Source organism: Citrobacter sp. MNAZ 1397 (genome assembly GCF_023613995.1).
Lineage (GTDB): Bacteria > Pseudomonadota > Gammaproteobacteria > Enterobacterales > Enterobacteriaceae > Phytobacter > Phytobacter ursingii.
Genome location: NZ_JAKIVH010000005.1, coordinates 1 through 13,296, shown reverse-complemented (window position 1 = coordinate 13,296; position 13,296 = coordinate 1). Strand labels below are relative to the sequence as shown.

The following is a 13,296-nucleotide window of genomic DNA, read 5'->3' as shown; positions in this document are numbered from 1 at the left end:
CGGTTGTTTTATTCACACAAGAGGATGTTATGGTAACTATTCGTTTAGCTCGTCACGGCGCTAAAAAGCGTCCGTTCTACCAGGTTGTTGTCACCGACAGCCGTAATGCACGCAACGGTCGCTTCATTGAGCGCGTTGGCTTCTTCAACCCGATCGCGTCCGAGAAAGAAGAAGGCACCCGCCTGGATCTGGATCGTATCGCTCACTGGGTTGGCCAGGGCGCTACCGTTTCTGATCGCGTAGCTACGCTGATCAAAGAAGTAAACAAAGCAGCTTAATCTGTCACGGTGGTCATGATGAGCAAGCAACACGCCGCGCAGAGCCCTGTTAATCCTATCGTTCTGGGTAAACTGGGATCTTCTTACGGTATCCGTGGTTGGCTCAGAGTGTTTTCCTCCACCGAAGACGCCGAAAGCATTTTTGACTACCAGCCATGGTTTATTGAACGGGCGGGTCAGTGGCAGAGCATTGAGCTGGAAAGCTGGCGCTACCACAATCAGGACATTGTCATCAAACTGAAAGGTGTTGATGACAGAGATGCAGCGAATCTGCTGACCAATTGCGAAATTGTCGTAGATTCATCGCAGTTGCCGGAACTGGAAGAGGGTGACTACTACTGGAAAGACCTGATGGGCTGCCAGGTAGTGACCACCGAAGGTTATAGTCTCGGTAAAGTCATCGATATGATGGAAACCGGGTCAAATGACGTTCTCGTCATTAAGGCAAACCTGAAAGATGCATTTGGTATCAAGGAGCGGTTGGTTCCGTTCCTCGATGGGCAGGTTATCAAGAAAGTCGATCTCGCTACTCAAACCATTGAAGTAGATTGGGATCCTGGTTTTTAAACCTCCGGATATACGGTAAAAGACGGCGCTATGTGGATTGGCATAATTAGCCTGTTTCCTGAAATGTTCCGCGCGATTACCGACTACGGGGTAACTGGCCGGGCAGTAAAAAATGGCCTGCTGAGCATCCAGAGCTGGAGTCCACGTGACTTTGCTCATGACCGGCACCGTACCGTGGACGATCGTCCCTACGGCGGCGGACCGGGGATGTTAATGATGGTGCAACCTTTGCGGGACGCCATTCATGCAGCAAAAGATGCGGCCGGTGAAGGCGCAAAAGTGATTTATCTGTCACCTCAGGGGCGTAAGCTTGATCAAGCGGGCGTCAGCGAACTGGCAACGAATCAGAAACTGATTCTGGTGTGCGGGCGCTACGAAGGGATAGATGAGCGCGTAATCCAAACCGAGATTGACGAAGAATGGTCTATCGGCGATTACGTTCTCAGCGGTGGTGAGTTACCAGCCATGACGCTGATTGATTCGGTCTCCCGGTTTATTCCAGGTGTTCTGGGTCATGAAGCTTCGGCAACGGAAGATTCCTTTGCTGATGGATTACTGGACTGCCCCCACTATACTCGACCTGAGTTGTTAGAAGGTATGGAAGTACCGCCAGTATTACTGTCGGGAAATCATGCCGGGATACGTCGCTGGCGTTTGAAACAGTCGCTGGGCCGCACCTGGCTTAGAAGACCTGAACTTCTGGAAAACCTGGCTCTGACTGAAGAGCAAGCAAGGTTGCTGGCGGAGTTCAAAAAAGAACACGCACAACAGCAACATAAACATGATGGGACGGCGTAAGCCCCCAATATCAGTTTACCCAGGATAAGAGATTAAATTATGAGCAACATTATTAAGCAACTTGAACAAGAACAGATGAAGCAGGACGTACCTTCCTTCCGTCCGGGTGATACCGTGGAAGTGAAAGTATGGGTTGTTGAAGGTTCCAAAAAACGTCTGCAGGCATTCGAGGGCGTGGTTATCGCTATTCGTAACCGCGGTCTGCACTCTGCATTCACTGTTCGTAAAATTTCCAACGGCGAAGGCGTTGAGCGTGTCTTCCAGACTCACTCTCCGGTAGTTGACAGCATTGCTGTTAAACGTCGTGGTGCTGTACGTAAAGCTAAACTGTACTACCTGCGTGAGCGCACTGGTAAGTCTGCTCGTATCAAAGAGCGTCTTAACTAAGATTCGCTTTCGCGACATCCTGTTAAAAAGGGCTGGCCTGTGGGCTGGCCCTTTTTTTTATGGTCTGAAGAGGGGGAAAGCAACTGCATTTACCCGGACGATTATGAAAGGAGATGTTTATCCGGAATCTCAGCCACTAAATCACATCCTTACCTCCAGCGTGTTTACTGGCGACAGTTGCTTCGTCGTCAAAACCTGCGCAGCTTCCCTGCTATCAATGCTCGTTACCCCGGCATAATCGCTTGCCCTTCCTGATATTTTCGCGCAAGCATCTAACCTCAGACTTACTTTCTGTATGGACAGAGAGATCTTTAGGTGTAATAAATTATTTACACATTTTTCCCGATTAATGAGGCTTAAAATTGTATTGTAAAGATAAATGTACGTATTTTGGATTGAATTCTTTACTAACTATGGTATTGTGTCACCTCCTCACTGAGGAATAACTATCGCAAACGAGTCATACAGGATCACCATCATGCAAAAAGACGCGCTGAATAACGTACACATTACCGACGAACAAGTTCTGATTACTCCGGATCAATTGAAAGCCGCTTTTCCACTGAGCATTGCTCAGGAAGCGCAGATCGCGCAGTCTCGTCAGACGATTTCCAGCATCATTGCTGGCGAAGATCCTCGTTTGTTGGTCGTCTGTGGCCCTTGCTCAATTCATGATCCTGAAACCGCACTGGAATATGCTCGTCGATTTAAAGCACTTGCCGCTGAGGTCAGCGATAGCCTCTATCTGGTGATGCGCGTCTATTTTGAAAAACCCCGTACCACCGTTGGCTGGAAAGGGTTGATTAACGATCCTCACATGGATGGCTCGTTTGATGTAGAGGCCGGGCTGAAAATTGCTCGCCAGCTATTGGTGGAATTGGTCAACATGGGGCTGCCGCTGGCAACCGAAGCGCTCGACCCGAATAGTCCGCAGTACCTGGGCGACCTGTTTAGCTGGTCCGCCATTGGTGCGCGCACAACTGAGTCACAGACTCACCGTGAAATGGCCTCTGGCTTGTCGATGCCCGTGGGCTTCAAAAACGGCACTGACGGTAGCCTGGCAACGGCGATTAACGCAATGCGCGCGGCAGCAATGCCGCACCGTTTCGTCGGTATTAACCAGGCTGGTCAGGTTTGCCTGTTGCAAACGCAAGGTAATCCCGATGGCCACGTGATTCTGCGCGGCGGTAAAGCGCCAAACTACAGCCCTGCGGATGTCGCTCAGTGTGAAAAAGAGATGGAGCAGGCGGGACTCAAGCCAGCGCTGATGGTAGATTGCAGTCATGGCAATTCGAATAAAGATTACCGTCGCCAGCCTGCAGTGGCTGAGTCGGTTGTTGCGCAGATCAAAGACGGAAACCGTTCAATCATTGGCTTAATGATTGAAAGTAATATCCACGAAGGCAATCAATCTTCCGAGCAGCCGCGTAGTGAAATGAAATACGGTGTATCCGTCACCGATGCATGCATTAGCTGGGAAACCACCGAGGCGTTGCTGCGTGAAATCGGCAATGACTTGCGCAGTAGCCTTGCGGCACGTCTGGCTTAAGAGGATGTTATGGTTGCAGAACTGACCGCGTTACGCGATCAAATAGATGAAGTCGATAAAGCGTTGCTGGAACTACTGGCGCGTCGTATGTCACTGGTTGCTGAGGTCGGTGAAGTAAAAAGTAAATACGGCCTGCCGATCTATGTTCCGGAGCGTGAAGCCTCAATGCTGGCGTCCCGTCGTCAGGAAGCCGAAGCCCTGGGGGTGTCGCCGGATTTGATTGAGGATGTTCTGCGTCGCGTTATGCGTGAGTCCTATTCCAGTGAAAACGACAAAGGGTTCAAAACGCTTTGTCCTTCGCTGCGGCCGGTAGTACTTGTCGGCGGCAACGGACAAATGGGACAGTTGTTTGCCAAAATGCTGACGCTATCTGGCTACCAGGTTCGTATTCTGGAAAAAGATGACTGGTCGCAGGCGCAGGCTATCGTCGCTGATGCGGGCATGGTTATTGTGAGTGTCCCTATTCATATCACTGAAAAAGTGATCGCCCAACTCCCGCCGTTACCGGACGACTGCATCCTTGTCGACCTGGCGTCAGTAAAAAGCGGGCCGTTGCAGGCGATGCTGGAAGCTCATAAAGGGCCTGTTGTCGGTTTGCACCCGATGTTTGGTCCTGACAGCGGTAGCCTGGCGAAACAGGTTGTCGTATGGTGTGATGGCCGAAACCCGGATGCTTATCAGTGGTTTCTGGAACAAATTCAGGTATGGGGGGCGCGTCTGCATCGTATCAGCGCCGTTGAACATGACCAGAATATGGCGTTTATCCAGGCGTTACGCCACTTTGCCACCTTTGCTTATGGGCTGCATCTGGCAGAGGAGAATGTACAGCTTGAGCAGTTACTGGCACTTTCGTCGCCTATTTACCGTCTTGAACTGGCGATGGTGGGCCGTTTGTTTGCCCAGGATCCGCAGCTCTATGCCGACATTATTATGTCATCGGAGAATAACCTGGCGCTGATCAAGCGCTACTATCAGCGTTTCGGCGAGGCGATCAGTCTGCTGGAACACGGTGACAAGCAGGCGTTTATTGATAGCTTCCGGAAAGTAGAACACTGGTTTGGCGATTATGCTAAGCGCTTCCAGAGTGAAAGTCGCGTCTTGCTGCGCCAGGCGAATGACAGCCGCCAATAAATAAAAAGCCGTTTATACTGAAAAGCCAGTGGCATATACCGCTGGCTTTTTTCTTTGTAAGGGACAGATATGGCTGAACCGCAACTGCTGTTTGATTATACCGGGCACCTGCCGGAATGCCCGACATGGAGTGAGGAAGAGCAGGCGCTCTGGTGGGCCGATATTCTTGAAGGTGAGCTCCATCGCTACCACACTGACACTGGTGAACACTCGGTGCTTTGTTTTCCCGAGGAGGTTGGCTGCTTTGCATTGAGGGAGAAGGGCGGTTTTATTGTCGCGATGCGTAACGCTATCTGGCTCGCAGATAAGCGAGGGCTGCTGGTACAGAAAGTGTGCGATAATCCGTCAAACCCGCAACTGGCGCGTTTTAACGACGGCGGCACCGATCATCTTGGCCGTTTCTACGCAGGCACATTCTGGGGGCCGGGTGATTACAACGGCGCGCTACTGATGCGTATTGATAATGATCTTAAACCCACTGTTATCCAGTGTGATATCCAGGGCCATAACGGTCTGGCATTTAGCCACGACAAACAGTGGATGTTTACCTCTGATACGCCAAATGGCGTTATCTATCGAACGCCGCTGGATGAGCAGGGGGAGCCCGGCGCGCGTGAAGTGTTCCGGCGATTTCAGCCCGGTGAAGGGATCCCTGACGGTGCGGCAATGGATATGGAAGGTTGTTACTGGAGCGCTATGTTTGATGGCTGGCGTATTGCACGATTTTCGCCGCAGGGAGAGCAACTGGCGGAGTATCGTCTGCCTGTGCGTTGCCCGACAATGGTCTGCTTTGGTGGTGTTGATATGAAAACGCTGTTTATTACGACCACGCGGGAGAATATGGATGCACAGGAGGTAGCAGATTATCCACTTTCGGGGGCGATCTTCACCCTACCGGTGGAAGTGGCAGGAGTGAAGAAATCAGCCTTTATAGAACGTTAAGCCGGATCGACAGGCACGACGTTTTCGCTGGGATAACAGCCCAGCACCTTAAGCGAGCGGGTAATGGATGTCAGCTCGCGAAGGGCCTTTTGCACATCCAAAGCGTGTAAATTCGCCTGAATATCCAGGTAGAACATCTCTTCCCATGGGTTGCCGTGGATCGGGCGCGATTCGAGTTTGGTCATGATCAGATTGTGATTACGCAGCACCAGTAATGCTTCAACCAGCGCACCAGCTTGTTGGCCGGTTGCAATCAGCAGTGTGGTCTTGGCTGGCACCTGATCGGAGACATCAATCGCTTTACGGGCGAGCACCACAAAGCGAGTGATATTCTGCGCTTGGTTTGCCAGGTTACGCTCCAGTACCTGTAATCCATACAGCGCACCACCGGCTTCATTACCCAGAGCGGCCACGTGTGGAGAGTTTTCCTGCGCCACGCGTTCCATGGCGGAGGAGGTACTTTCGCAATATTCAATTTTCCAGTGCGGGTAGCGATTCAAAAACTGGCTACATTGCTGGAAAGGTTGCGGATGGCTGTAAACGGTCTGGATTTTATCCAGATCGGTTGAGCCGGATACCAGTACGCAGTGATCAATTGGCACCGTCAGCTCACCCACAATCGATAGACTGGTGTGCTGCAGCAAATCGTAAACGTCATTGATTGCCCCGGAACTGGTGTTTTCCAGCGGCACGACGGCATAGTCGGCCTGGCCGGTTTCAACCTGATTAAAGATATCGTGAAACTTAAGACAGCCACTCTCGATAAATTGCTCAAAATGGCGGGCGGCATACTGACGCGCTGCCAGATGCGAGTAAGAGCCTTTCGGGCCGAGGAAGGCGATTCGGGCTGAATGGGGATTAATTTTGTTGAGATGCTGCTGGAGTAGCGCCTGCTGCGTAAGAACGGAGTCTTCAATAATTAACTGGAACAGGCGGGTAATATAATGCGCATCAAGATGGTGCGTTTTACCTAATTCAATCAGGCGCTCCAGCAAGTCGCGTTCACGGTCAATGTCCCGCACAGGACGGTGAGAAGCCAGTTTTGCTTTACCCACCTCGACTGCCAGTTGACGCCGCTCGGCTAACAGGGAAAGTAACTGCTCATCCAGGGCGCTTATTTTTACACGTAAATCCAGTAAAGGGTTATCCGCTGTCATGTTGTTGCCTTAATTGTTATCAATAAAAAAGGCCTCCCGGAGTGGGAGGCCTTGTTGTTCGTCTTCGCATTCTTTATCACAAAACGAATCGCCTCCCGGTCAGGGGAAGGTAAAAAAGAATGCGAAGAAGAACGGAACATGTTTCATGGAGATTTCCTTTTGAGTGTGCAGACTAAAGTACCTGTACTGTTTTCTCTCTGTCAATAAAAAACGCGCCCGAAGGCGCGTTGCTGATTAACTCAATACTGTAAGGTTATTCTTCTTCAACGAAGTCCGCGTCTTTCACCGACGTTGTGGCGCGACGCGCTTCACCCTTGTGCTGCACTTTATTGAGCTGCCGTTCCAGCTTGTTGATCAAATCATTAATAGCGGTATACATATCTTCGTGTTTGGCGCTGGCGACCAGATGTCCGTTTGGCGTATTAATAGTGGCATCTGCGATGAAGCCCTGCGGTTCTTTCGACAGGATGATATGTGGATTAATAAGATGTGTTTGCCATTTATCCAGTTTGGCGAGACGGTCTGCGACATGTTGGCGAATTGCTGGGGTGATTTCCATTTGTTTGCTGGTAATGTTCACTGTCATAAATTTTACCTCTTGTCTTTCCGTCTTGGTGATTCCAGCATACCTCGGCTAATGTCAAAATGTGTGATTTAAATCACATTATTTTGTCACTTTTTGTCAAGGGCAATGTTTTGTGAGGCAGGACAGGAAGAGGGCAAATATTACTTGTCGAAGTCCGGATTACCCGTCATAGTTGATAGGATGACTTGAAGCTAAACCGCTTCAGCTCTGCCTTTCAGGCATAAAAAACGGCAGCTCAGGGCTGCCGTTTTGCGTTTAAGGATGACTCAACTGCTTTGACCGTTGCTGGCAATAATTTTTGCCACTTTGTCTGCCTGAGCGGTCATCTGCATTTCGCGGTATGCATTTTCCATCAGCGGAAGCGCATCGCGCGTTGCTTTGGTATCCGGGAAGTCACGCATCATACCTTCAACACGATTTACCACGGCGACCCATGCACCACGTTTAGTGTAGTACTCAGCAACAGAGTATTCATACTTCGCGAGGCGGTCTTTCAGGAAAACCAGTCGTTTGGTTGCATCGGTAACGTATTGACTACGTGGGTAGCCACGAACCAATTTAGAGAAATCTTTAAATGCTTCACGCGCATGTTGCGGATCGCGATCGCTGCGATCAACGCCGAAGAACCCCTGCAAGGCGCTGTCATCTAACGCCATGTTAGTCAAACCACGCATATACATGACATAATCAATGTTAGGATGGGTTGGGTTCAGACGTATAAAACGGTCGATTGCGGCCTGAGCCAGCGGGAGATCTGCATTTTTGTAATAAGCGTAGATCAGATCCAGCTGCACCTGCTGCGAGTAAGGTCCGAACGGATAACGGTTATCCAACGCTTCCAGTTGCGTTATGGCTGCCTTCCAGTTACCGTCTTGCAGTTTTTGCTGGGCAGTCGCGTAGATTTCATTTGGCGGATTATCAGGCACCACTTCCTTTGAACCGGAGCAACCCGCCAAAGCCAGGCTCAACGTGGCGGCTGCCACCAGATATTTCATGCGCGTCATGACGATTAGACTTTCCTCAGAATGTGTATGCGGGAGATTGTCTTTCCTGCTCCCGACTAAGACCAGCTACAATAGCACACTATATTAAACGGCAAAGCCGTAAAACCCAACGTTAACGAAGAAGCTGTATATGGCACAACGAGTACAACTCACCGCAACGGTTACCGAAAATCAACTCGGTCAACGCTTAGATCAGGCTTTGGCCGAATTGTTCCCGGATTATTCGCGTTCGCGTATAAAAGAATGGATTCTCGACCAGAAAGTACTGGTCAATGGCAAAATGTGTGACAAACCCAAAGAAAAAGTGTTGGGTGGAGAAAGCGTTGCTATTAACGCTGAGATTGAAGAAGAAGCGCGTTTCGAACCACAGGATATCCCGCTCAATATCGTCTATGAAGATGACGACATTATTGTAATCAACAAACCGCGTGATTTAGTCGTTCACCCGGGTGCCGGTAACCCAGACGGGACGGTACTCAATGCGTTATTGCATTATTATCCCCCTATCGCTGATGTTCCGCGCGCCGGGATTGTTCACCGTCTGGACAAAGACACGACCGGTCTGATGGTGGTGGCAAAAACGGTTCCTGCTCAGACGCGTCTGGTGGAGTCTTTGCAACTGCGTGAGATCACCCGGGAATATGAAGCGGTGGCGATCGGTCACATGACGTCTGGTGGCACGGTTGAAGAACCTATCAGCCGCCACCCGACTAAACGTACGCATATGTCCGTGCATCCGATGGGTAAACCGGCGGTGACGCACTATCGCATCATGGAACATTTCCGCATTCACACGCGTCTGCGTCTGCGTCTGGAAACCGGGCGTACCCACCAGATCCGCGTGCATATGGCACACATCACGCATCCGCTGGTGGGTGACCAGCTCTATGGTGGCCGTCCGCGTCCGCCGAAAGGTGCGTCGGAGGAGTTCATTGCTGCGTTGCGTAAGTTCGACAGACAAGCGCTGCATGCAACGATGCTTCGTCTGTACCATCCGATCACCGGCATTGAGATGGAATGGCATGCACCGATCCCTCAGGACATGATCGACCTGATTGATGCCATGCGTGCCGACTTCGAAACTCATAAGGATGATGTGGCCTGGTTATGACCAAACTGATTGTCCCTGACTGGCCGCTGCCTTCTGGCGTAGCGGCATGTAGCTCTACGCGTATTGGAGGGGTGAGCCAGCCACCTTATGACTCACTCAACCTGGGTGCGCACTGTGGCGATGACCTCGTGCATGTTGAGGAGAACCGCAAACGGATGTTCGCGGCAGGTCAGCTTCCGTCGAAACCGGTCTGGCTTGAACAAGTTCACGGTAAGGATGTCCTGAAACTTACCGGTGAGCCTTATGCCAGTAAGCGTGCCGATGCGTCGTACAGCAATACGCCGGGGACAGTTTGTGCAGTAATGACCGCGGACTGCCTGCCGGTGCTGTTTTGCAATCGTAATGGCACCGAAGTGGCAGCGGCTCACGCGGGGTGGCGTGGTCTCTGCGCCGGTGTGCTGGAAGAGACCGTCGCCTGCTTTGCTGATAAACCGGAAAATATTCTTGCCTGGCTGGGGCCTGCTATTGGGCCTGATGCTTTCGAGGTCGGCCCGGAAGTGCGCGATGCTTTTATGGCAGTTGAGGCTATTGCAGACAGGGCATTTCGTCCGGCAGGGGAAAAATATTACGCGGATATCTATACCCTCGCCCGTCAGCGCCTGACAAGCGTCGGCGTGACGCAAGTCTTCGGCGGAGATCGCTGTACCTTCAGCCAAAAGGGTGATTTTTTCTCATATCGTCGCGACAAAAACACGGGTCGTATGGCAAGTTTCATTTGGCTGATATAACCTAACGAATCAAGACGATCCGGAACGTGTAACTTTCTTTTCGCATAATTCAGGTCATTCACCTTGAATAATTGAGGGATGACCTCATTTAATCTCCAGTAGCAATTTTGACCTGTTATGGGGGGAGTTATGCGTCTGGATCGTCTTACCAATAAATTCCAGCTTGCTCTTGCCGATGCCCAGTCGCTTGCACTGGGGCACGACAACCAATTCATCGAACCTCTTCATTTAATGAGCGCCTTGCTAAATCAGGAAGGGGGATCGGTACGTCCTTTATTAACCTCTGCTGGCGTTAACGCCGGGCAATTGCGTACGGCTATTGAGCAGGCGTTAAGCCGTTTGCCTCAGGTGGAGGGCACCGGTGGCGATGTACAGCCTTCGCAAGACCTCATGCGAGTGCTGAATCTCTGCGACAAGCTGGCGCAGAAAAGAGGGGACAACTTTATTTCGTCAGAGCTTTTTATTCTGGCGGCGCTTGAATCACGCGGTTCGCTTACTGACCTGCTGAAATCAGCCGGTGCGACGACGGCAAATGTGACTCAGGCAATTGATCAAATGCGTGGAGGTGACAACGTGAACGATCAAGGGGCCGAAGATCAACGTCAGGCCTTGAAAAAATACACGGTCGATCTGACCGAGCGTGCTGAACAAGGCAAACTCGATCCGGTTATCGGGCGTGATGAAGAAATTCGCCGTACCATTCAGGTATTGCAGCGTCGTACTAAAAACAACCCTGTTCTTATTGGGGAGCCTGGCGTCGGTAAAACCGCTATTGTGGAAGGGCTGGCACAGCGTATTGTTAACGGCGAAGTCCCGGAAGGTTTAAAAGGCCGTCGGGTACTGGCGCTGGACATGGGGTCGCTGGTGGCCGGGGCGAAATACCGTGGTGAATTTGAAGAGCGCTTAAAAGGCGTGCTTAACGACCTCTCCAAACAGGAAGGTAACGTTATTCTCTTTATCGATGAGTTGCACACCATGGTGGGCGCGGGGAAAGCAGACGGCGCAATGGATGCCGGGAATATGCTGAAACCGGCGCTGGCGCGTGGTGAGCTTCACTGCGTAGGGGCAACGACGCTTGATGAGTATCGCCAGTACATCGAAAAAGACGCAGCACTGGAACGTCGCTTCCAGAAAGTGTTTGTCGCTGAGCCTTCTGTTGAAGACACCATCGCAATTCTGCGTGGCCTGAAAGAGCGTTATGAGCTGCATCATCACGTGCAGATTACTGACCCGGCGATTGTGGCTGCCGCGACGTTATCGCACCGCTATATTGCTGACCGCCAGTTACCGGATAAAGCTATCGATCTGATCGATGAAGCGGCGTCCAGCATTCGTATGCAGATTGACTCTAAGCCGGAAGAACTGGACAGACTGGATCGCCGTATTATCCAGCTCAAACTGGAGCAGCAAGCGCTGCTGAAAGAGTCGGATGATGCCAGCAAAAAACGTCTGGAGATGCTCAACGACGAGCTTTCTGATAAAGAGCGGCAATATTCCACATTGGAAGAAGAGTGGAAGGCTGAGAAAGCTTCGCTTTCTGGTACTCAAACGATTAAGGCTGAGCTTGAGCAGGCGAAAATCGCTATTGAGCAAGCGCGCCGTGTTGGCGACCTGGCGCGGATGTCTGAGTTGCAGTACGGCAAGATCCCGGAGCTGGAAAAACAGCTGGAAGCGGCTACCCAGTCTGAAGGTAAAACGATGCGTCTGTTACGTAATAAAGTGACGGATGCCGAAATTGCCGAAGTGCTGGCGCGCTGGACCGGGATTCCTGTTTCCAGAATGATGGAAGGCGAACGAGAAAAACTGCTGCGTATGGAGCAAGAACTGCATCAGCGTGTGATTGGCCAGGATGAAGCTGTTGAGGCCGTGTCGAATGCCATCCGCCGTAGCCGTGCCGGGTTGTCCGATCCAAATCGGCCGATTGGTTCCTTCCTGTTCCTTGGGCCGACCGGGGTGGGGAAAACCGAGCTGTGCAAATCGCTGGCTAATTTTATGTTTGATAGCGATGACGCCATGGTGCGTATCGATATGTCTGAGTTTATGGAAAAACATTCGGTATCGCGTCTCGTCGGTGCTCCTCCGGGATATGTTGGCTATGAAGAAGGTGGCTATCTGACAGAAGCGGTTCGCCGCCGCCCTTACTCCGTCATTTTGCTTGACGAGATTGAGAAAGCGCACCCGGATGTATTCAACATTCTGTTGCAGGTGCTGGATGATGGTCGCCTGACCGACGGGCAGGGGAGGACGGTGGACTTCCGTAACACGGTTGTCATTATGACTTCTAACCTGGGATCGGATTTAATTCAGGAGCGATTTGGCGAACTGGATTACGGTCACATGAAAGAGCTGGTGTTAGGTGTGGTCAGCCATAGCTTCCGTCCGGAATTCATCAACCGTATAGATGAAGTGGTAGTGTTCCATCCGCTTGGTGAAAAACACATTGCCTCTATTGCTCAAATCCAGTTGCAGCGTTTGTACAAACGGCTGGAAGAGCGTGGATATGAAGTGAGTCTTTCCGATGAAGCCTTGAAACTGCTGAGCGAGAATGGCTTTGATCCGGTGTATGGTGCACGGCCTTTGAAACGTGCAATTCAACAGCAGATTGAAAACCCGCTGGCGCAGCAAATTTTGTCTGGCGAACTTTTACCGGGCAAAATAATTCAGTTAGTTGTGAAAGATGATCGGATTGTGGCAGTGCAGTAAGTCACAAAACAGCAAAAACGAGCCTCCAGGGGCTCGTTTTTGTTTAAAAACCAGGCAAGAATTGCCTTTCAATATCTGTTTTGCCTGGAAAGTGAGCGAACGATAATTTTTTTGAATTTTATACTTGTCACTTCACAAGAACTCCCTATAATGCGCCTCCACTGACACGGAACAACGGCAAACAAGCCGCCGGGTCAGCGGGGTTCTCCTGAGAGTCCCGACAGAGAAAAGCGAAAATAAACGCTTGACTCTGAAAGAGGAAAGCGTAATATACGCCACCTCGCAACGGTGAGCGAAAGCCGCGTTGCACTGCTCTTTAACAATTTATCAGACAATCTGTGTGGGCACTCAAAGT

At 51.0% G+C, this 13,296-nt stretch carries 14 protein-coding genes and 1 other annotated feature; of the genes, 10 read left to right on the top strand and 4 right to left on the bottom strand.

Annotated elements, in window-relative coordinates:
* Positions 1–29 precede the first annotated feature (29 nt).
* The 7 genes from rpsP to L2097_RS21585 all read left to right on the top strand — a co-directional run bounded on the left by rpsP (position 30) and on the right by L2097_RS21585 (position 5,652).
* Complete coding sequence (gene rpsP, locus L2097_RS21615; RefSeq protein WP_039077560.1) at positions 30–278, top strand: 30S ribosomal protein S16; 249 nt, start codon at positions 30–32, stop codon at positions 276–278.
* An 18-nt stretch (positions 279–296) separates the two neighbouring features.
* Positions 297–845 (top strand): ribosome maturation factor RimM, encoded by a 549-nt coding sequence (gene rimM, locus L2097_RS21610; protein WP_047369183.1) that lies wholly within the window; start codon positions 297–299, stop codon positions 843–845.
* Between the two features lie 30 nt (positions 846–875).
* Positions 876–1,643, top strand: coding sequence for a tRNA (guanosine(37)-N1)-methyltransferase TrmD (gene trmD, locus L2097_RS21605; protein ID WP_047369184.1), 768 nt, complete (start codon positions 876–878; stop codon positions 1,641–1,643).
* 39 nt (positions 1,644–1,682) lie between these two features.
* Complete coding sequence (gene rplS / locus L2097_RS21600; protein ID WP_002914145.1) at positions 1,683–2,030, top strand: 50S ribosomal protein L19; 348 nt, start codon at positions 1,683–1,685, stop codon at positions 2,028–2,030.
* A 478-nt stretch (positions 2,031–2,508) separates the two neighbouring features.
* Positions 2,509–3,579 carry a 3-deoxy-7-phosphoheptulonate synthase AroF gene (gene aroF / locus L2097_RS21595; RefSeq protein WP_047369214.1) on the top strand — a complete coding sequence of 357 codons (1,071 nt, stop codon included), beginning with the start codon at positions 2,509–2,511 and terminating at the stop codon, positions 3,577–3,579.
* Between the two features lie 9 nt (positions 3,580–3,588).
* The gene (gene tyrA, locus L2097_RS21590) at positions 3,589–4,710 is read left to right on the top strand and encodes a bifunctional chorismate mutase/prephenate dehydrogenase (RefSeq protein ID WP_047369215.1); all 1,122 of its coding nucleotides are present in this window, start codon (positions 3,589–3,591) and stop codon (positions 4,708–4,710) included.
* Between the two features lie 69 nt (positions 4,711–4,779).
* On the top strand, positions 4,780–5,652 hold the full coding sequence (locus L2097_RS21585; protein ID WP_250353641.1) for an SMP-30/gluconolactonase/LRE family protein: 873 nt from the start codon (positions 4,780–4,782) through the stop codon (positions 5,650–5,652).
* On the opposite strand, the gene pheA is transcribed toward L2097_RS21585, so the two are convergent.
* The 4 genes from pheA to bamD form a co-directional block, all read right to left on the bottom strand.
* Positions 5,649–6,809 (bottom strand): bifunctional chorismate mutase/prephenate dehydratase, encoded by a 1,161-nt coding sequence (pheA, locus tag L2097_RS21580; RefSeq protein WP_047369217.1) that lies wholly within the window; start codon positions 6,807–6,809, stop codon positions 5,649–5,651. The two genes, L2097_RS21585 and pheA, sit on opposite strands and share 4 nt — an antisense overlap.
* A gap of 22 nt (positions 6,810–6,831) precedes the next feature.
* Positions 6,832–6,957, bottom strand: a sequence feature (Phe leader region).
* The gene (gene pheL / locus L2097_RS21575) at positions 6,909–6,956 is read right to left on the bottom strand and encodes a pheA operon leader peptide PheL (protein ID WP_103245904.1); all 48 of its coding nucleotides are present in this window, start codon (positions 6,954–6,956) and stop codon (positions 6,909–6,911) included. Its footprint overlaps the feature before it by 48 nt.
* Before the next feature lie 105 nt (positions 6,958–7,062).
* Complete coding sequence (gene raiA / locus L2097_RS21570; protein WP_047369218.1) at positions 7,063–7,395, bottom strand: ribosome-associated translation inhibitor RaiA; 333 nt, start codon at positions 7,393–7,395, stop codon at positions 7,063–7,065.
* Positions 7,396–7,661: 266 nt separating this feature from the next.
* Entirely contained in the window at positions 7,662–8,399 is a 738-nt protein-coding gene (gene bamD, locus L2097_RS21565) for an outer membrane protein assembly factor BamD (protein WP_047369219.1), read from the bottom strand.
* 130 nt (positions 8,400–8,529) lie between these two features.
* On the opposite strand from bamD, the gene rluD reads away from it, so the two are divergent.
* From rluD to clpB, 3 genes are all read left to right on the top strand, one after another.
* Positions 8,530–9,510 (top strand): 23S rRNA pseudouridine(1911/1915/1917) synthase RluD, encoded by a 981-nt coding sequence (rluD, locus tag L2097_RS21560; RefSeq protein ID WP_047369220.1) that lies wholly within the window; start codon positions 8,530–8,532, stop codon positions 9,508–9,510.
* Entirely contained in the window at positions 9,507–10,238 is a 732-nt protein-coding gene (gene yfiH / locus L2097_RS21555) for a purine nucleoside phosphorylase YfiH (RefSeq protein WP_085006798.1), read from the top strand. The genes rluD and yfiH overlap by 4 nt, the downstream gene beginning before the upstream one ends.
* A gap of 129 nt (positions 10,239–10,367) precedes the next feature.
* Positions 10,368–12,941 (top strand): ATP-dependent chaperone ClpB, encoded by a 2,574-nt coding sequence (clpB, locus tag L2097_RS21550; protein WP_085006797.1) that lies wholly within the window; start codon positions 10,368–10,370, stop codon positions 12,939–12,941.
* Positions 12,942–13,296: the final 355 nt, after the last annotated feature.